Source organism: Bradyrhizobium sp. BTAi1 (genome assembly GCF_000015165.1).
Taxonomy (GTDB): domain Bacteria; phylum Pseudomonadota; class Alphaproteobacteria; order Rhizobiales; family Xanthobacteraceae; genus Bradyrhizobium; species Bradyrhizobium denitrificans.
Genome location: NC_009485.1, coordinates 1,046,717 through 1,065,443, shown reverse-complemented (window position 1 = coordinate 1,065,443; position 18,727 = coordinate 1,046,717). Strand labels below are relative to the sequence as shown.

The 18,727-nt window shown below is 62.2% G+C and carries 16 protein-coding genes; 7 read left to right on the top strand and 9 right to left on the bottom strand.

From position 1 onward, the window contains the following. Positions 1–61: 61 nt before the first annotated feature. Positions 62–781, bottom strand: a complete 720-nt coding sequence (locus BBTA_RS04845) for a PEP-CTERM domain protein (RefSeq protein ID WP_012041327.1) — start codon at positions 779–781, stop codon at positions 62–64. 510 nt (positions 782–1,291) lie between these two features. On the opposite strand from BBTA_RS04845, the gene BBTA_RS04840 reads away from it, so the two are divergent. Together BBTA_RS04840 and BBTA_RS04835 are read left to right on the top strand one after the other, a co-directional pair. Then, positions 1,292–3,121, top strand: a complete 1,830-nt coding sequence (locus tag BBTA_RS04840; protein WP_244424343.1) for a hypothetical protein — start codon at positions 1,292–1,294, stop codon at positions 3,119–3,121. Between the two features lie 157 nt (positions 3,122–3,278). Next, the gene (locus BBTA_RS04835; RefSeq protein WP_012041325.1) at positions 3,279–4,532 is read left to right on the top strand and encodes a glycosyltransferase family 4 protein; all 1,254 of its coding nucleotides are present in this window, start codon (positions 3,279–3,281) and stop codon (positions 4,530–4,532) included. 79 nt (positions 4,533–4,611) lie between these two features. Here the strand turns inward: BBTA_RS04835 and xrt are convergent, their stop codons facing one another. From xrt to BBTA_RS04820, 3 genes are all read right to left on the bottom strand, one after another. Continuing rightward, positions 4,612–5,445 carry an exosortase gene (gene xrt, locus BBTA_RS04830; RefSeq protein ID WP_168167866.1) on the bottom strand — a complete coding sequence of 278 codons (834 nt, stop codon included), beginning with the start codon at positions 5,443–5,445 and terminating at the stop codon, positions 4,612–4,614. A gap of 175 nt (positions 5,446–5,620) precedes the next feature. After that, positions 5,621–5,845, bottom strand: coding sequence for an XrtV sorting system accessory protein (locus BBTA_RS04825; RefSeq protein ID WP_012041323.1), 225 nt, complete (start codon positions 5,843–5,845; stop codon positions 5,621–5,623). A 63-nt stretch (positions 5,846–5,908) separates the two neighbouring features. Next, positions 5,909–6,787 (bottom strand): hypothetical protein, encoded by an 879-nt coding sequence (locus tag BBTA_RS04820; protein ID WP_168167865.1) that lies wholly within the window; start codon positions 6,785–6,787, stop codon positions 5,909–5,911. A 236-nt stretch (positions 6,788–7,023) separates the two neighbouring features. On the opposite strand from BBTA_RS04820, the gene epsI reads away from it, so the two are divergent. Together epsI and BBTA_RS04810 are read left to right on the top strand one after the other, a co-directional pair. Further along, the gene (gene epsI / locus BBTA_RS04815) at positions 7,024–7,716 is read left to right on the top strand and encodes an exosortase-associated protein EpsI, V-type (protein ID WP_041750336.1); all 693 of its coding nucleotides are present in this window, start codon (positions 7,024–7,026) and stop codon (positions 7,714–7,716) included. A 9-nt stretch (positions 7,717–7,725) separates the two neighbouring features. Continuing rightward, positions 7,726–8,427 carry a serine protease gene (locus BBTA_RS04810; protein ID WP_063719751.1) on the top strand — a complete coding sequence of 234 codons (702 nt, stop codon included), beginning with the start codon at positions 7,726–7,728 and terminating at the stop codon, positions 8,425–8,427. Between the two features lie 12 nt (positions 8,428–8,439). Here the strand turns inward: BBTA_RS04810 and BBTA_RS04805 are convergent, their stop codons facing one another. Both BBTA_RS04805 and BBTA_RS04800 read right to left on the bottom strand, forming a co-directional pair. Further along, on the bottom strand, positions 8,440–9,330 hold the full coding sequence (locus BBTA_RS04805; protein WP_244424341.1) for a CpsD/CapB family tyrosine-protein kinase: 891 nt from the start codon (positions 9,328–9,330) through the stop codon (positions 8,440–8,442). Then, positions 9,285–10,430: a sugar transporter gene (locus BBTA_RS04800; protein ID WP_244424339.1), complete on the bottom strand. Its 1,146-nt coding sequence runs from the start codon at positions 10,428–10,430 to the stop codon at positions 9,285–9,287. The genes BBTA_RS04805 and BBTA_RS04800 overlap by 46 nt, the downstream gene beginning before the upstream one ends. A 360-nt stretch (positions 10,431–10,790) precedes the next feature. Between BBTA_RS04800 and BBTA_RS04795 the strand changes: the two genes are divergently transcribed. From BBTA_RS04795 to BBTA_RS04785, 3 genes are all read left to right on the top strand, one after another. Continuing rightward, positions 10,791–11,636, top strand: coding sequence for an ExeA family protein (locus tag BBTA_RS04795; protein WP_012041317.1), 846 nt, complete (start codon positions 10,791–10,793; stop codon positions 11,634–11,636). A 115-nt stretch (positions 11,637–11,751) separates the two neighbouring features. Continuing rightward, positions 11,752–12,393 (top strand): polysaccharide biosynthesis/export family protein, encoded by a 642-nt coding sequence (locus BBTA_RS04790; RefSeq protein WP_244424335.1) that lies wholly within the window; start codon positions 11,752–11,754, stop codon positions 12,391–12,393. Between the two features lie 2 nt (positions 12,394–12,395). Next, positions 12,396–13,655, top strand: a complete 1,260-nt coding sequence (locus tag BBTA_RS04785) for a hypothetical protein (RefSeq protein ID WP_244424333.1) — start codon at positions 12,396–12,398, stop codon at positions 13,653–13,655. 21 nt (positions 13,656–13,676) lie between these two features. Here the strand turns inward: BBTA_RS04785 and BBTA_RS04780 are convergent, their stop codons facing one another. From BBTA_RS04780 to BBTA_RS04770, 3 genes are all read right to left on the bottom strand, one after another. Beyond that, positions 13,677–16,055: a tetratricopeptide repeat protein gene (locus tag BBTA_RS04780; protein WP_041750332.1), complete on the bottom strand. Its 2,379-nt coding sequence runs from the start codon at positions 16,053–16,055 to the stop codon at positions 13,677–13,679. 30 nt (positions 16,056–16,085) lie between these two features. Further along, a complete protein-coding gene (locus BBTA_RS04775; RefSeq protein WP_244424455.1) occupies positions 16,086–17,087 on the bottom strand; it encodes a WecB/TagA/CpsF family glycosyltransferase in 1,002 nt (333 codons plus the stop codon). Between the two features lie 384 nt (positions 17,088–17,471). Then, on the bottom strand, positions 17,472–18,659 hold the full coding sequence (locus BBTA_RS04770) for a glycosyltransferase family 2 protein (protein WP_041750331.1): 1,188 nt from the start codon (positions 18,657–18,659) through the stop codon (positions 17,472–17,474). Between the last annotated feature and the right edge of the window lie 68 nt (positions 18,660–18,727).

Here is an 18,727-nt window from a genome sequence, read left to right as displayed (position 1 = left end):
AGCGGCAAATAAAAAAGCTGCCCCGAAGGGCAGCTTTCAGAACATTCGTTGAGACGTCTGATCACACCAGGCGCAGGGCGACACCGCTGCCGCGCCGGCGATAACCGATCAGGCCGACACTCAGGAAGCCCAGGATCATCATGACCCAAGTCGAGGCCTCAGGAACGCCCTGAGTCATCGTGTTCAGATTGACAGTCGCGTTGTCCACTTCCAGCGAATTCGTACCGCTCGCCAACACGATCTTGTCGAAATAGGAGGTGATGTCGAACGAGAACTCGACAAACCGATTTGCATTGGTCGCCGTCGAGTTCGGGTAAGACGACGCGGTCAACCCGGTCAAAGACGCGATCTGCGCGCCCGAGAAGCTCTCAATCAGGACGTTGTTCTTGTAGAAGGCGATCGAGTTGTAGGTATCAAGAGAACCGATATAGAGGCCGAAATAGGTTCCCAGCGACCCGTTCCCGACCGTGATGGTCTCCGTCGCCCCACCGAAGACGTTCAGGTAATTCGTAGTGTCGGAACCGCCGGGAAAATACGGCGCGGCAAACTGCCCGGCCACCGAACCGTTCTGGATAGTCGCACCTGAAGACGAGAACGTCAGAGCGCCGTTGGTGAAGTTTGCGGAGGACCGGCTGTCGAACGTTTCAACGATCTGATTGGCAGAAACCGGAGCCGTTGTGGAACCGAAGGCCAGCGCGTTCAGCGTAACCGTGGCAGCCTTGGCCTGGACGGAAGCGATGCATGCGGCAGTCAATGCCAGCAGAGCCAATGATTTTCGCATTACGCGACCCCCATATTGAGATTGTGATAAATGAATTCCTAACGCGGCGCATCCTGATTACCGTCTCGGTGGCGCGAAAGCAAGGTTCGATAGCCGCCTTCTCGCCATGACAAGGACACGAACTGTTAGCTGTGCTCATGCAGCAACATCCTGCAATCGCGGGATTTGGCGGTAATTTTGGCTGACGGCCGCGGTTATCAACATCAAGCCGCGCGAATTAACTATTGAATCCGCAAGAAAATTCGGCAGCGATGCGGCTCGGCCTGCGAACAGCTGACGAGGCCAAACGGTATTATAATAGACTTGGCGGAACACTGACCAGTTCAATTGCGGTGAATATTTCCACGTGTTTTATGTCGAGCTACGCCCCTATTGTGGCGACTATCGTTGTCCTGCTGAGTATTTTTTGTCGATATGGCCGTGGATCCCACGCGAACGCCCAGTCACTTTGACCTTCTCACGCAGCCGTTTCGACTCCTGCGCATCGATCCCGCGGCCTCCAAGCGGGCTGTGAGCGAGGCCCTTCATCTTGCTCAAGAGGCCCACACCGCTTCGCCGGGCGAGATCCAGGCTGCGCACGACGCTCTCTCCGACCTCAACACGCGCCTCTTCCACGAACTGACATATCCGCTGAGCTGTTCGCCCACCGAGACGACGGCATTCTATCTTGCGCTCGACAACGATGTTCCGGTCGACGATGCGCTGTCCTTTGCGCAGAGCTTGGCTCCGCTCGATCGCGCCAATCTTCTGGCGCATCTCGCAAGCCATCGACCCGCGCCCGGCGAGCTGCTCACCGATCTGATCTCGGCCCAGGCCGCGATCGACGTCAACGAGGTCTATGCGAATCTCAAGGCCGCGCGTCAGAGCGCGGAGCTTCCGCCTCCGTCGCTCGCCAATGTCCATGATGTGCTGGGGCCTGTTCTCGAACTGCATCTGGCAGCTGCGCTCGACGGCTATGAGACGGTCTGGGACGCCGCGCCGGCGATGCTGGACTGCGCCATCCAAATCCTCTCCGCGAAGGACACCCATCGCTGGACGCGGCTTGACGTGCTGCTCGACAACTACCAGAGCGCGATCGACGGACCGCGCCGGGATGCCGGAGGTTTCATCGAACGGGTCTGCGCGTTGCTGCGTGAGCACCCGAAAGACGTGGCGCTGCAGGAGCGCCTCAGGGAATCCGTTCATCTCTGGACGTCGCTGTGCCGCCCGCTGCTGGCTCGGCAGCTCACATCCGGCCCAGATGTCGACTTCGATACGCCGCTCGGCGCGATCCGTGAACTCATCGCATTCCTCGCGCAGGCCGGCGAATCCAAGGCCGCATTGGCGATCAGCGATGCCAGCAGCGTGATCTTCGCTGCCGTCCCGACCACGATGGACCAGCTGAGCGCCGACGCCCGCCTGCTGTCCCGACTGGCCGAGACGGCCCAGCTCGAAGAGCTGAGTACGGCGATCGAGAGCGCGCAAGCCAATCTCCCGGACATCATCGCAGCGTTGGAAAGCTCCGGCTTCGGCGAGCGGTCTGTCGGGCCCGCACGCGCCCTTTGGAATGCCTTTGTCCAGACCACCAAGATCGCCGAGCCGGCCTCGCGCGAGCTGGGCTGGAAGAGGATGCATCAGTTCACGCTCAGCCTGAGCAACGCGCCGCAAGCGGGCAAAGCGGTGATCGCACTCATCTCCGGATTGATCGTCTATGGCGAGGCGAACGCGGCGCCTCCCGCGCTGCTGAAGGAGATGCGAAACAGCCTGAAGTTCATGCAATCCTTCGTTGGAGCCGTGCCTCCCCAGAGCAGCCGCAAGCCAGCTGCGCCGCCCGCCAAGCCAGTGCCCCGACGCCGTCGTCTGGCCGAGGTTCTTCTCGGACGCATCCGTCGAATGGGCCTGCTTCGAAAGAAAAGCGCGCGCCCCAGCCTCCGCCGACGGCTGTTGCGCCCGTTGGCGCTCGGCGCGGGCGGCCTGGTCGCCATCATGCTCGGAGGAGCCGCTATCAACCTCAGCGCGCATTGGCTCCGCGGCATTTCATCGGATTTCACGTCATCGGCCGCAACCGCCGACCCGCCTCCTTTGGCCCGCCAGACGAAGCCGCCGGTCGGCACCGGGCAACGCCTGGAATTGGACGCGGTCCGCTATTGCCATTTCCAGAAGGAACGGCTGCGGCTGATCAAGCAATGGATCAAGACGCCGGAACAGGCCCGTCATCTGAACCTGCTCGTCGTGGACTACAATTCCCGCTGCTCGGATTTCTTTTATCGCGACGATGACCTGCGGCAGGTTCAGACCGAACTCGAGGCGAACGCGCCGCGTCTCGAGTTCGAAGCCAAGCAACTCATCGCGGGATGGTAATGGCGCCAGCCAGCCGCTAGATTGTCGCGCGATATTGAGGGCGATGATCACGAGACGCGCAGGCGGATCCACGTCCAACACCGCCTCTTTCAACACCGCCCTCTCAACAGCGGCCGCCGCGCCGGAAGCCGATCGATCCACCGCAAAAAGCCAGCTCATGCGCATCGTCATCGTCGCCAGCAATGCATCTCGCCGGTTCGGCGGCGAGGCGTTCATCCCGTTCAACTATTTCAGGCTGCTGCTGGCCCGCGGAGAGGACGTGCATCTCGTCGCCCACGCGCGCAACCGCGAGGAGCTGTCTCACGAATTTCCGCATCACGCAGACCGGCTGCATTTTGCGCCAGATACAGCGTTCCACCGCGCCATGAACCGGCTGAGTCGCCTGCTTCCCAGACGCGTGGCGGACATCACCTGCGGCATGCTCGTGCATCTCAGCACGCAAGTCGCGCAACGCCGCCTGATCCGTGACCTCATGAAACGGGGACGCGTGGATGTCGTTCATGAACCGATCCCGGTGTCGCCGAAGACGCCATCCTTGATGTACGGGCTGGGTACCGCGGTCGTGGTCGGACCGCTCAATGGCGGAATGGAGTATCCGGACGCGTTTCAGAGGGAGCAGGACGTTCTATCTGTCGTTGCACTCAGGTTCGGACGGTTTCTTGCCCGCTTCGCCCATGCGATCTTTCCCGGCAAGCTGCGCGCTGACGTCGTTCTCGTCGCGAATCAGCGCACGCGCCATGCCTTGCCCAAGGGCGTCACAGGCAAGGTCGTCGAACTCGTCGAGAACGGCGTGGACTTTTCGATCTGGCGCCGCGGCGACAAAGCGGACGATAGAGACGAGACAAAGGTGAAGTTCATCTTCGTCGGCCGCCTGGTCGACTGGAAGGCGGTCGACATCGTCATCGAGGCAATGGCGAGACTACCGGATCGCGCCTCGCTAGCCCTGGAGATCGTCGGCGACGGTCCGATGCGCAAAAGCTGGGAGGCCCTCGCCGAAAGCCGGGGCGTCGCGTCACAGATCGCATTTTCCGGCTGGATGCCGCAGGAAGCGTGCGCCGAGCGAATGCGGGCGTCGGACGCGCTGGTGTTACCCAGCCTGTTCGAATGCGGCGGGGCGGTGGTGCTGGAGGCCATGGCCATGGCGCTGCCGGTGATCGCCACGGATTGGGGCGGACCGATCGACTACCTCAACTCCAGCTGCGGCATCTTGGTGAAACCGGACTCCCGCGAAGCGCTGATCAACGGCTTCGCCCATGCCATGAGCACGCTTGCAACATCGGCGCCACTGCGCTGCCGGCTGGGCCAGGCCGGCTACGAACGCGCCCGCGATCACTTCGATTGGGATCGAAAGATCGCGCAGATTCTGGCCGTGTATCGTTCGGCGGCCGCACAGACAGCCCCTGGGAAGTAGCTGCGCTGAAGGTGCGGCTCTGTCACGTAGCTCTGCTGTGGTCGCCTCAGCCGCGCCAGAGCATGACACACGTCATGATCTAAGGCGTGACCAATCGCGTGCTGCGCCGGCCGAACAGCTTCATCAGCAGACTGATCGCGCCGTCGGCCAGGAACATCAGGACCACGGCCACGACGAACAACGCGACGCCGGTCAGATCGTGCAGCGGTCCCTCCATCCTGTCGACGCCGCCGTAATAGGCGATCAGCACCAGCGAGGTGACCCGCAGGAAATTCGCAAACACCGTGATGGGGATGATCAGGAGCAGCAGAGCGATCGCCCTGATCTTCTCGTTCCATCGGAAGGCGTAGACGTAGAAGACGCCCAGCGCCGAGAGAACGAAGATCGAGTTCAGGCCCGAGCACGCATCCTGCACCAGGAGTTGATAGGGGCCGATCAGAATGACGACGCCGTTCTGGGCGATCGGATAGCCGGCACTGTAGAGCAACTGCGTGACAGAGTCCGAGATGAACACCTTGAGCGGGATCGTTGCGGCATCCACCATCCAGCCTGGCGCAGGCGCCGAGAAGATCAGGAAGCCGATCGGGAAGGCCAGGACCCGCAGCAGCCGCCAGCCGGCGAGCAACAACACGAGGCCGGCGATGACAGGGATTTCCGAGGCGACCTCGAGAAACCAGACATCCTGGTTGCGCGCCAGGACCAGGAGGCAAAGCCCAGACAACAGAGCCACCCAGCCGGGCAGCGGAGCCGGACGTAGTTCGGCATTCCAGATCAGGGCGCGTGACCGCCAGGCCAGCCAAGCCGATGCGGCGATGATCAACGGCCCATGCCCCTCCTGCTCGGTCCGCCAGGGTCCCTGGGCCAGAGTGATGAAGGTCGGCGTGTAAGCAATCGCAAATGAAACGGCGATCACTGCGGGCCAAAACCACCGTCGCGAGGCAGGCGCCCAGGACGCCGCACTGGTATCAAAATAGGTCATTACGCCCGAAATCTCTTACCAGAAAGCGTCCAAGGCGTAGCATCGGGCGGAAAGCAGCGCAATGGCAGCGCAGGGAGCATGAATTTCGTGGCCGCGCGACCTTTCGTCCTCAGCCGGCACGGACCGTAAGAAACGCATAGGCCGCGCCAGCTGCGATCAGCAGCAAGGCAGGCAACGGCCAGCCATTGTTGCCCAACTGGTTCGCGCCTGCGAAAGCAACCGCGCTGAGCGCAAACCGCAGCAGGGTGCGCGGCTCCCGGTCCGACCACACGAAGAACGCGATCACCATCGCCAGAAAGCAGAACACAGTCAGAATATCGAAGGGTTCGTTCATGGTCATCACGGCCCAGATCGGCGACAATCCTCAGCTTCTGCGCTGCGGCCCCCGTGTTTCAGATCATTTGGGAGCCTGAATCTTCATGATCTCGGCATAGTCGCCTTCGTATTTGGCCGCCAGCACGGCCTCGACGGACGCCAGGCTCGCCTCCGACCTTGCGAGATCGACCTGCATGGCCTGACGCGCCAGCCGGGCTGCGGCCTCACCCTCGAGCGGCCTGGTCTCGACCGTGTTGACCTTGAAGAACACGCTGTTCGGCTGGCCCCGCAGCAGGAAGATATCATCCGCTTGACGCTGCCTGATGCGATCGAACACATCAGCCGGGATATCGGCGCTGCTCAGGGCTCCCGTGGAGCGCGAATGAGCGATTCCGAGCGCCGTCAGCTTCTGCGCCACCTCGTCGAGCGACTTCATCTCGCGTGTCGCCTCGAACACATCCTGCGAGGCCGCATTGGTCGGCACCACGATCTGCTCGATAGAGGCAACCTGGCGGTTGGCGAATTTCATCGGATTGCTGCTGATATAGGCGTCGACATCGCTTCCCACGATGGCCGAGCTCTTCTTGGCCACTTCGCGTGAAGCCGCCGCCTTGGCAAGAACCGTCTCGCGCGCGCGCAGCAGATCGAGCAGAACGGTCGGCTCACGGTCGAGCTTGGCATCCAGGGCCTGGCGGACGAGATATTTCCGCGACACCAGCTCTCCGAGCACCTGCCGGACCACCGCGGGATCCTTGCGCTTGTCGGCGGGCACCTGAGCGACGCGAAACTCATTGTCGAGCTCCTGCGTGGTGACGACATCCTCGCCGAGACGCGCGACGATCTGGCTCTTCGCCACGTCGGCCTTCTCCTCGGCCTTCTTGCTGCATCCCATCAGAGCGATGCTGCATAATGCGATCGATGCAGCAAGACGACCCGCGCGGCTGAGCCTGACCATGCTCATGAAATAGCTCCAAAACGAAGAAATGCCTTTGTCGAAGTCGCGTAGCTTTGTCGGGTCGTTCTGTCGCATCGCCAGCGGCCTTCGCCGCGCGCTCGACATCTGACCGGAACCGTTCGTATCGCCATCTCCGGCACCGGTCGAGGTCCTCGACCAAACTTGAGAAAATCGGGCTTCTATGGTGATATTCAGCGGCAGTCCGGCTATACGGCCTGCGGGTTCGTATCCGAGGCTCCGCGATGAAAGTCAATCCGGTTCAAGCTCTGCTCGCAGCGCTCGCCATCTTGTGCGCAGCGCTTCTGGCCGAGACGCTGCGGCCGCGGGAGCTGATGGCGAATGCCTCCACCGTGCCCAATCTCGAGCAGGTCATCCCGACCAAGTTCGGCGAATGGACCCTGGTCCCGAATGTCGGCCTGGTCACGCCGGACCCCGGCGGCTTTGTCGAGGACGCGTCGGTCAAGATCTACAGCCAGGAAGTCGGACGCGGCTACATGGATCGCGCCGGCAACATCGTGATGCTGCTGGTGGCTTATGGACCGGTGCAGGATTATCGCCTGAAGGCCCACCTTCCCGAGGTCTGTTACGGCGCTGCCGGCTTTCGTGTCACCGAGAAGAAGCTGAGCTCCGTGTCCTACCGCTCCGAGGCCAGTCCGTTGCCGCTGAGCCGGGTCACGGCCACCAAAGAGGGACGCTTTGAGCCGGTGACCTACTGGATCCGCATCGGCAATGACGTCGTCACCGGCGTTTTCGATCGGCAGCTCGCCCGCATGAAATACGGCCTTATGGGCCTCATTCCCGACGGGGCGCTGTTTCGCGTGTCCACCGTCGGCATCTCCGAAGATGCCGCCTACCGGCTGCAGGCCAAGTTCATTCAGGATCTGATCAAGGCCATCGGCCCGAACAATGAGAAGTTCTTCGTCGGCGCAACCTGAGAACGGGCCATGATATCCGCCCTCTCCTGCGCTGTGAGATGTTTCGGGTGGTGCCTGTTATTCAGCTTCGGCCTGACCGTCGCTGCGACCAGGGCCGCTGACCGCCCAAGCTCGCTCCTGCCGTTTGCGGTGGCGATCAACTCGGCCCAGGAGGTCCGCATCGGCAGCGGGATCTATCTCGGGAAGGGCTGGGTCTTGACGGCCTCGCATGTCGTCGGAAACAGGTGGCAGGTTCCACTGGTGTCGATTGCGGGCAAGCGCCTGCCCGCCAGGATCGTGAAGCAGGAGCCGTTCGAAGCCTCCGACCTGACATTGCTTGCGATCGACGATCGCGATCTGGCGCCGGAGATCCGAACCCTGCGGATCGACCTGTGCAAAACCCCTCCAACACCTGGCGAACGGGTGATCAGCGTCACTCCGGAGCAGGAGGTCGCGACCGAGATCCTGTCGCCGATCTGGCTGCCGCAGGACGCGCGAAAGTTCGATACGTTGATCAAGGATGTCGCGAGCACCGGCAATTCGGGGTCCGGCATCTTCGATGCGGACGCGCAGTGCCTCCTCGGCATCGTGAGCCGGAAGATCTCGCAATCGTTCCAACCGCCGGCGGGCAGTGGTCAGCAGCCCGTGATATTCGACCTTGCGAAGTATTTCGTTCCGGCCGCCAGGATCGCCGAGTTCATTCCGGCCGGCCTGCTCGAGACCTCTCCCTGACGAAACGAAGCCTCAGCTCGCCCCATAATGATAGCCGTAGCCGTAATAGCTTTCGGTTCGTTCTGAGACCTTGTTCACCAGGACACGGACGATCGGAGCCGACTTCAGGTGCTTGTAGCATTCCTTGATGTCTGGCAGCGTGGACGTCCCCACCGCGGTGACCAGCAGAATCGATTCCAGCCAGGGCAGGATCGCGAGCACGTCGTCGCCGATCAGGACGGGCGGCAGATCCAGGATGATCACGTAAGACCTGAAATCCCGCTTCAGGGTCTCGATCAGCGAGGTCATCGCCTGCGACGCCATCCACTCGGCCGAGCCGGAGCGGCAGACTTCACCAGGCAGAACCAGCAACTCATTGTCCTGGATGGAGGTCCGAACCATCGTGCTGCTGAGTCCGGCCCGCACCTGGAGCACGCTCAGGATGCCGTTCTTGGCCTCAATGCCGAGATAATCGGCGACCTTGGGCTTCATCATATCCATGTCGATGAGCAGCACCGATCGCTCCGGCAGGCGGGCGATGCTCATGGCCAGGTTGCATGCGGTCACCGTCTTGCCGCAGCCCGCCGTCGGCGAGGTAATGGCCAGGATCTGCCAGCCCTGGTCATCCATCGCCTGCAGCACCTGGGTTCGCAGCATGTCGTAATAGCGACCGCTTTCCAGCATCGGATCGTGGGCAACGATCCGCTTGGCCTCGAGATGCGCCGCACTGAGCTTGACTTCACGGTAGACGATTTCGGCGCCCGCCGAAGCCTCGGGCGTGAATGGATCAAGCGAAGCGTCTTTCGAACTCAAACGCGCCGACCTGGCTCGCTCGAGCGCCTGCCTTATCGGATCCAAAATCTCTTCTCCAACTGAAGCTATCGAAACAATCCGACGCGTGCTTTGGCGATCATCAGGTCCCAAGGCAGCAGCACAAAGGCAAGCACGGCAACCAAAACCACGAAACCAACGCCTGCGGCGATCAGGAGACGCGTACGCCGCTTGCTTCGCAACACCTCGCCCTTGGTCACGATGTACGGAAGCGCCACGACAAAGTGGCTGTCGAACAGACCATAGATATCGGCGGTGCGCCGAATCGTCTTGTCCAACATCTCCAGCAGCAGGGTCAAGCCGCCGCCGACGCCCAAGCCGAGCAACAGGCTGAGACTGAGGATCTTGCGCCGGTTGGGACGAATCGGCTCCTGGGGAACTGCGGGCTGCTCCAGGACTTCGAATTTTTCCGATTGCTGATTCTTCTCCAGGGCCTCGCCCAGCTGGGCCGCGGCATATTTGGCGCTGGCGTTTTCGAGGTTCTTCTGAATCGCCTCGCGCTGCGACTGCAGCGCGTCCAGGTTCACGCCATTGGAGTTCGACGGAGCCAGCGTCTTCTCGGCAGCCTCGATCTGCCGCTTGAGCGCCTTCATCATCGGATGCTTGTCCGAATAGATCGCGCTCTTCTGCGCATATTCCGCCCGCATCTGCGCCAGCGGATCGATCGCGCCCGCGCTGGGTGTGCCCTGGGTTTCCTTGGCCTGGGCGATCTTCGATTCCAGGGCCGCACTCTCCGCCTGAAGACGCTCGACCTCACGCCCGAGGAACTTGGTGGTATCCGACGCGCGGCTGGTCCGATCGCGGATATCTTCGTTCAGAATTCGGGTGACCAGCTCGTTGGCGACGCCGGCGGCCAGGTTCGGGTTGGAATCCTCATACCCCACGGTGAAGACAATCGTGGGATTCTCGGTGCGCCGGGAAAAAGACAGCGTCTGATTGATGATGGTAATGGAGGTCTTCGCCTTCATCAGGTCGACGAGCTGCGTCGGCGACATCAGGTTCCGCTGCGCTTGGAACAACTGGAACTTGTCGACGATGGCGATGAGATTGTCGCGCGTCATCAGACGCTGCTCGATCACCTGGATACGTTCCTGAGCGGCGCTTGTGACAGTCGGCCGCACCAGCTCGGTCGGGATCAACTGCGACTGAACCAGGATCTTGCCTTCCGACAGGTAAGTCGGCGGCCAGACCAAAGCGACGCCGGCGCCTGCAGAAACGATCACGATCAGCGGCAGCAGAAGATACAGAAACCTGCGCTTGAAGATCTCCCAATAGAATGACGGCCTGAGGAGATTGCTCTGGCGATCGTCACCCGTCTCGGCGTCATCCTCGTAGTTAACCTTCTGAAGCATCGGCAAGCGAATCGGGCCCTACGGGTGAGTGTCCCAGTTGCAAATAACGTACCATTTCTATATGAAAAAGTGGATGACATTTAGACCATTGCGCTGCCGAACCACAATAAGTTTGTTAAGCTGTATTACCGCGAGATCACTTGGCGCCAACAATGGCGAAGAGGGATGATCTGAGACGGCGCAGGCTTTCAAGGAACAGCGATGTACGAGGCGTATTACGGGTTTCGCGAGAAGCCCTTTACGATCCTACCGGACCCCGACCTGATCTATTGGGGCAATATGCATCGCATGGCCTATACCATGCTCGAATTCGGTGTGACGAACAATGCCGGGTTCACCGTGATCACCGGCGGCATCGGCTGCGGCAAGACCACCCTGCTCCGGCACCTGTTGAAGAAGCTCAGCCCCAACGTCACCATGGGACTGATCTCGAATTCACCGCAGGGCCGTCACGAGCTGCTGCAGTGGATCCTGATGTCGTTCAACCAGCCGTTCGACGGTGATTATCCAACGCTCTTCAAGAGGCTGCAGGAATTTCTCTATCGTCAGTACACGGGACGTCGCCGCGCCATTCTGATCATCGATGAGGCCCAGAATCTCGGCCTGGATGCGCTCGAGCATCTGCGGATGCTGTCCAACATCAATGCCGACAAGCACCAGATCCTGCATCTGATCATCGTTGGCCAGCCGCAATTGCGCGATCTTCTGCTCAATCCGCAGCTCCATCAATTCGCCCAGCGGATCTCGTCCGACTTCCATCTGCAGCCGCTGAGCCCCAGCGAGGTCGCAAATTACATCGCGTTCCGGGTGACGGAGGCAGGTTCTGACCGAATCATGTTCACCCTCGACGCTGCAGCGAAGATCGCCGAAGCCAGCGGAGGCGTGCCCCGGACCATCAACATCCTGTGCGACACCGCTCTCGTATACGGATATGCGAACGGCATCGACGTGATTTCCGGCGATATCGTCGAGGACGTTATTGCAGATAAGCAACAGTTCAGCATTTTGCCGCTGCACAAGCCGTCCAAAATCGCTAAGTATAGGTAGTCTCAACGGTTTTCCGAGACACTGGCAACCCACAAACGGCGCTGCAAGGGCTCTTCAGGCTTGCGCCGTGGGGCATCGCTATCCATAGTGGGCGCGGAATTGACACAAAATTGCTTTGCGTCTGCACGGGCAGATTGAACGGACGATGCGTAAACTGATTGCATGGATCGGGATTTTGCTCATGTCGGCGAGCGCGAGCTTCGCCCAGAGCGGCGACGTATCTCCGGTCACGCTCAAGCCGGGCGACACGCTGTCGATCACCGTCCTGCAAGACCCCAAATTCGACCGCACGGTGATCGTCGATCCCAACGGCCAGATTGCCTTTCCGTTGGCGGGCCACATCACGGTGAGCGGGTTGACGCCGCAGCGGCTAGAGCGCGTGCTCAAGAGCCGGCTGCAGCGCAATTACAAGGATGCCGGCGAGTTGGAGGTGACGGTTGCACTCACCAACGCGGCCAAGCCGGACGTGCCCGAAGACGATCTGAAGCCAAAGATCTTCATCACCGGCGAGGTTCTGCGCCCCGGCCCCTATGCGATTCGCCAGGCCACGACGCTGGTGCAGGCGCTGTCGCTCGCAGGCGGCCTGGGACCCTTTGCCGCACGGCGCAGGATCCAGGTTCGCCGCGGCACGGGCGCCAACGAGCAGATCTTCTCGTTCGACTACAAGAGCTACGAGTCGGGCGGGAGCCCTGAATCCAATATTTCGCTCCAGGCCGGCGACGTGATCATCGTGCCGGAACGCGGGTTCCTGGAGTGACCATGTTCGAGGGCGCACGGGTGAAACGGATTACGCCCATCGTTGCGGTCTGCCTGGGGCTGCTGCCGCGCTCGGCTTTGGCCTGGGACTGGTCATTGAGCTCGACGATGAGCGAGACGGTCGAGTTCAACGACAATCTGTTCATGCGCAACATGCTGGCGGGCGGGACCTTCGGCTCCTACACCACCGTAACAGCGAATGCCGTCGCAGTGACCCCGACCTCCCGCCTGACCATCGACAGTGACGTCGGGTATCGGAAATATTGGGGTGGGACCAACGGCATTACGCAGACCGAATCCGACTCGGTCGGCATCAACGCGCATTATGAAGACCGGGGAAAGGTGCCGGGCGACAGGAATTTCCTCGACGGTAACTTTCGGCGCTCCAGCGCTGTGGTCGCGGTTCTCGGCGATCTCGGCCTGCCGACCACCGTTCATGGCGACGTCAACCGGACCGGGGTGAGAGGCGGCATCCAGCGGAGCCTCTCGGCGCTCGACACGGTGTCCTTCGCGGTCGGCTCGACGCTGACGACCTACGATCCCGCCAGCAGCGGGACGCAGTTCACCGATACGAGCGCCGCAGCGAGCTGGAGCCACCGCATCGACCCGATGACCACCGTCTCGGTGTCGTCCCAGGCGCAGTGGCTGAACTACGACTCCACGCCGCGATCGAGCGTCGTGCTGGTGACTACCACGGGCGGTTTCGAATCCTCGTTCTCTCCGGTATTCACCTACGGCGCCAATGCCGGTGCGGTCTACGCGACGGCGGATGCCGGCACGGCTGCCTTCCCGCTCGCTGGCCCCCTCCGACCGACGGTGACCGGCGGGTCCTCGGTGGGCTTCGTCGCCAACGCGCACGCCATCTACCGGATCACCAAGAACACCACGCTGAACGTGCTGGCAGCCCAGACGACGTCGCCTGCAATCACCGGCGCCTTGACCAAGCGAACGACGTTCCGTGCCGGCGTCACGCAAATGATCAATGCGCGTTCGAGCATTTCCGTTGCCGGCGATGTGTCCCGCCAGACCTCATCCGGAGCGACCAATGATTTCGTCTCCGGCAGCGTCTCTTACGCCTACCAGATCGCCCGCGATTGGAATGCGTCGTTCACCTACCGTTATCTTCACCGCACCGCCACGACAGGAAATGCGCTGCTTGATCCGCTGACAGGCCTGCCGCTCACCAATGGCGGAGCCGCCAGCTCCAACAGCCTGATGGTCACGGTCGCCAAGACGACGACCATCATTCCGCTCGATAATTGATCAGACCCCGGCTTCTCGCTCTTATCTGATCGCGGCGCGGATCTTGTCCTTGAGCGGCGTCCCATCCGGCTCCGCGCCGAGCGCAAGCTTGAGCTGCTCATTAGCCTGCGCAGCACGTCCCATCGCGAGATAGCCCTGCGCCAGATGATAGCGCGCTGCCGAGAAGCTCGGCACGCGGGCGATGACACTTTCGAGAAGCTTGACGGCCTCGGCAGTGTTGCCGCGCTTCACCTGTGCCCAGGCATAGGTGTCTTGGAACTGCGGCAGATCCGAGCTCTTGAGCCGCTCGGCCAGCTGCACGGCGCGGTCGAGGCTCGCTTTGTCGGTGCGCTCGTCCAGCAACAGGCTGGCCAGATTGTTGACCGCCAGCAGCGCATTCGGGTCGTCCTTCAGCACGGCCTCGTAAGCCGCGATCGCCCCGTCATTGTCGCCGCGCGCGAGCGACAGGCTCGCTTGGCTCAGCCGAAGGTTCAAATTGTCGGGGTTCTCCTTGAGCCCTTCCTTCAGGATGCTGGCCGCCTCGTTGAAGCTCTTCTCGTTGGCGTAGAGCTCGGAGAGCGAGCGATATGCGGCCTCGTTCTTGGGCTGCTGCGTGATGACCCGCTTGAAGATCGTCTTGGCTTCGTCGGTTCTGCCTTTGGCCGACTGCGTCTGTCCCATCAGCAGGAGGAGTGCCGACTCATCCGGACGGCGCTTGAGCATGTCGGTGAGCAGAGCCTCTGCCTTTTCCGGCCGGCCGGAGCGCAGATAGGCGGCGACCAGCAGCGTGGCCGGGCGAACGGCGTCAGGCGCCGCAGCATGGGCCTCTTCGAGCGAGGCCACGCTCGCCTCGAGTTTGTTCTGGCCGGCCAGAGCCGCAGCCCGCACCTGATCGGCGATTCCGGCGCTGTCCTCCGCGCCACGAATGACATCGGCAACCGCCAGGGCGCCGGTCCAGTTCTTGCGGGCGATGCGAACCTGCGCCAGCGCCTGGAGCAAGGGCAGGCTGCGCGGGTTCCGCGCGATCGACTCCAGCAAGACGGTTTCGGCCTGAGCGAGGTCCGGCACGCCCTGGAGAAAGGCCGCGTAGGGAAGCACGAAAGGCGGTGCGAAGTTCGAGAACTTCGCCGCATCGGCATATTGGCGTGCAGCAAGCTCGGCCTTTCCACTGCGCTCAAAGGCAGCGCCGAACATCAACAGCAACTCGGGCGATTTGGGCTCGTTGTTGAGAGCCTCCCGCAGATCGGCGATGGCTCCATCCACCTGGCCCGCATCGAGTCGCATGGCGGCGCGCAATTTGAGCGCGCCGGTGTTCCGCCGGTCCTTCTCCAACACCTCGGAAACCAGCTTGTTGGCCATCTCCGTATTGCCGCGCCTGATATAGACCTGAGCGAGCCTGTTCTTGGCCGCAAGGGCGCGATCCGGGGCAGCGGTCTTGACGACGGATTCGAGCAGGCTCGTCGCTTGATCCAGATTGCCCTGCAGATAATCGAGATCAGCGAGGGACATCTGATACGGGAAGACATCGCCACCAGCCTTGATGCGGCTTTCCAGCTGCTCCTGCGCCGCCGCCGGACTGCGGAAGCTGGCCAGGAAGCGCACCAGCCGAAGATTGGTGGCGACGTCAGCCGAGCTATCGGCCGCCGCGGTGCGCAGCTCCTTTTCCGCCTCGTCGAGCCTGCGCTGCTCGACATACAGGTTGACGAGCTGCTCACGGAATTCGGGCTTGGAATCGACCAGCTTCTTCAACGTGGCTTCGGTCTGCACAAGATCGCGCTTCCTGCCATAGATGGCCACCTTCAGGGCAAGAACGCGCGTATCGTCTTGTGAGGCAGATGGCAGCTGGCTGATCATCTGCAGGGCTGCATCGACGTCGCCCCGCGCAACCTGCGCGCTGGCGAGCACCATCAGCGCGTCGAAATTGCCGGGCTCAAGGCGAATCGTCTGCTCGGCGTCACGCACCGCCCCAGCCAGATCGCCAGCCTTGAACAGGACTGCCGCGCGCAGGGCGTGATAGTCGGCGCGCCCCTTGTCCTCCGCGGTGGCGGCATCCAGCAGCTTCAGAGCAGCGTCGTTGCCGTTGTTGGCGAACAAGATCTTGGCCAAACGGAGCCGAGCGTCGAAATCTTTCGGATCAAGCTCGACGATGCGGCGAAGCACCTGGAACAGCGCTCCCGTATCCTTGAGCCGCTCATCGATGCCGGCGAGAGCGCGGAGCGCGTCCAGCCTGTTGCTGTTGAATTTGAGGGAGGTCGAGAGCGCAACGCGTGCGTTCAGATCGTCGTTCTTCTCGAGCAGCGCCATGCCGCGTTCATAATAGTCCTGCGACCGCTTCTCAGGCGACCCGCATCCGGCCAGCATCGTGATGAGCGCGGCCGCAACGATGCGACCGAGATACCGCTTGCTACCTACGCAGACCATGGAACAACCCTCTGGCCGAAACAAACGACGTTACTGAAATACCTGAAAGTTGGCCGGCGATGCGACTTGATCGTCGTCCTCTCGCCGCGAGAGACGGGCCTTCGCTACTGCATGGCGCGCGTCGGAGTCCAGCAGAAAACCGAAGCCGTTCAGCCGGAAGGCGCGGCGGATTCGCCATGAGCTGTTCGCGAAGACCAGCCGGCCGTCCTTCTGCAACATCGATTTCCGCACCATCAGGAGCAGGCCCAAAAAGCGCGCGTCGATCGACCGCAGCCGGGCACAATCGATCGTCAGCTCGTTGCTGTGCCCGATCGCCGCGCGGAGCAGCGGCACCGCCTCTTTGACCGTCTCCGCGACGCCGTGGCCGGTCATCTCGATCGCATGTGCGCGATCGCCGATCTGGCGCATCGATACGGTCAGGCCGGATTGGTCTTTTGCCCGCAACCTCCGCAGCACGAGCGCCAGGGCGAGCGGCAGAACGCGGGACACCATCAGGCGCATCAGAACGCCACCATCGTGCAGATAGCGCCGCCAGAGATACGGCTCCTCCTTGATGCGCCACAGCCACTCGAAGCCGGATTTGCGCACGAACAGAGGTGCGCGCTTGAGAAGCCCGGCCTGGAAGTTGATCGCAGCGCCCAGATGGGAGCGGACGGGTATCCGCAAACGATCGTGGTTGGCGAGCAGCCAGGACTGTCCCTTCTGCGCTCCCAGCGAAGCGACCAGAAACCGAGCCCCCGAGGCGTTGACGGAGTCCATGATCGCGTCGCTGCTCATGTCGTCGACCGAGCCGAAGCCTGGAAACAACGATCCGACACAGGACACCGCACTCGACTGGCTGTTCAGCACGCGCCCGGCGGTCTCCGCCACACCCTGCGGGCCACCGAACAAGAACACCTTCACCGATCCCTGCGGCCCAAGCTTCAGCCGGTCGAAAATATCGGATCCCGCGACACGCCCCTTGATCGGAATGCCGATCAGACGCGAGATCCAGACGATCGGCACCCCATCGACGGGACAAAGATCGCTCATCAGCAGCGACTCGCGAAACGCCGCGTCCGTCTGTGCGGTCACGAGGAAGTTCAGATTCGGCGTGGAGATGAGATACGGCTCATCGCCCTGCAGAGCAGCGCCGATGCGATCGGCCACCTCATCGAGCCCGACCGCGTCAATCGGGATTCCCAGAACCCCGTAGACTTCGCGAGTCAGATCGTCCGAGGAGACGGAGCCGTCGAATGGTGATGCTGAAGGCCCGGCCTGCAAAGGAACTGCTTTCTATTGGTTGAAAATATCGTGGGGACCAAACGACAGCGAGCACGGCCGGTCAAGCAAAATACAACACGCAACGCCTTCAAAAAGCCAAAATTGGACCACGTCTCCGTTCAGCAACGCGCACCCGGTTCTGCTTTGCAGAACTCATTCCTGGCCGCGTCCGCGCTTGGTTCTGACCCATTTTTTGTCCGCGGCGAAGGCCCGTGCATATATCCCGGCCTTGGCGGCGAGATAAGGCCCGATCGCGCGAATGCCGCTCGCAGTGATGAGGTCGCGGCCACGCGCATTCCAGGCCAAAAGCAACGCCGCAACGAGCATCGTGATGGTTGCCACGCCAAGGAGGAATGCAGCAGCGCCCGCGCCCAGCAAGGCGGCTGCACCGTTGATCAACGTGGCGACGAGCGTGAGCAGGCCGAGAAGCACGGTGGGCGGCACCGCCGCATCGAGGCTCAGGGCCAACAGATCGCGATTGCGCTGAGCCAGGGCTCTGCCCATGAGCGGGCAGAGCCGCCGGATCAGGATCGCGAGATGACCATGCTCCCAGCGTTGCCGCTGCGACCGAGCGGCCGCTGCCGTGAGGGGAAAGACGCTGCGCACCTGCGCGGCCGGACAGAACAGCGGCGCCTGGCCGGCCGAGGCGAGCAACAGCCCGAGTTCGAGATCCTCGGTCAGATGGCCGGATGCGATGTTGACGCTTGCAAGCGCGCAACGCGGAAAGGCCATGCCGCTTCCCATCAGCTGACAAGGCAGGCCGAGGGCGCGCAGACCGCGCGGGCGCAGATCGTTCTTGATGCGCCACGCGAACTCAGCAATCTGATGATTGACCGCAGCGCCCGGCGGGGCCGACATCCGATACATGCCCTGGATCGGCCGCTGCGTCGCGCTGCAGACGCGAGCGAGTGTGTCGATGGCCCCGTCCTCGACACGGCAATCCGCATCGATGATGATGACAATCTCCGGATCATCGGCGGCCAGGCTGCGAAGGCCAAAGTCGAGTGCAAACCCTTTACCGCGGTGCTGCGCGTCGTTCCGCCGAATGACCTCGGCACCGCTGGCGAGCGCGACCTCCGCGGTGTCGTCGCTGCAATTGTCCGCCACGACGAGCAGGCGATCGCCTGAACCGAGCTGCGACCGGATATCGCCGATGGTCGGAACGATGCCGTGGCTCTCGTTATGAGCAGGGATCAGCACGACGACGCGGGGGCGCGCGCCTTCCCTCGTCGCGGCCCCCTTCCTCTCGAAGTGAGCGGCGACGATTTCAACGAACAGCACGAGAACGGCCCACGCCAGTGCAACGGACAACAGCTGGAATGGAACAAAAACCCAACTCATCCTTCGATCCGAAAAAACATCCGCGAGCCGACCGGGTGATCCCACGCGAAAATCACGGCACCGGCCGC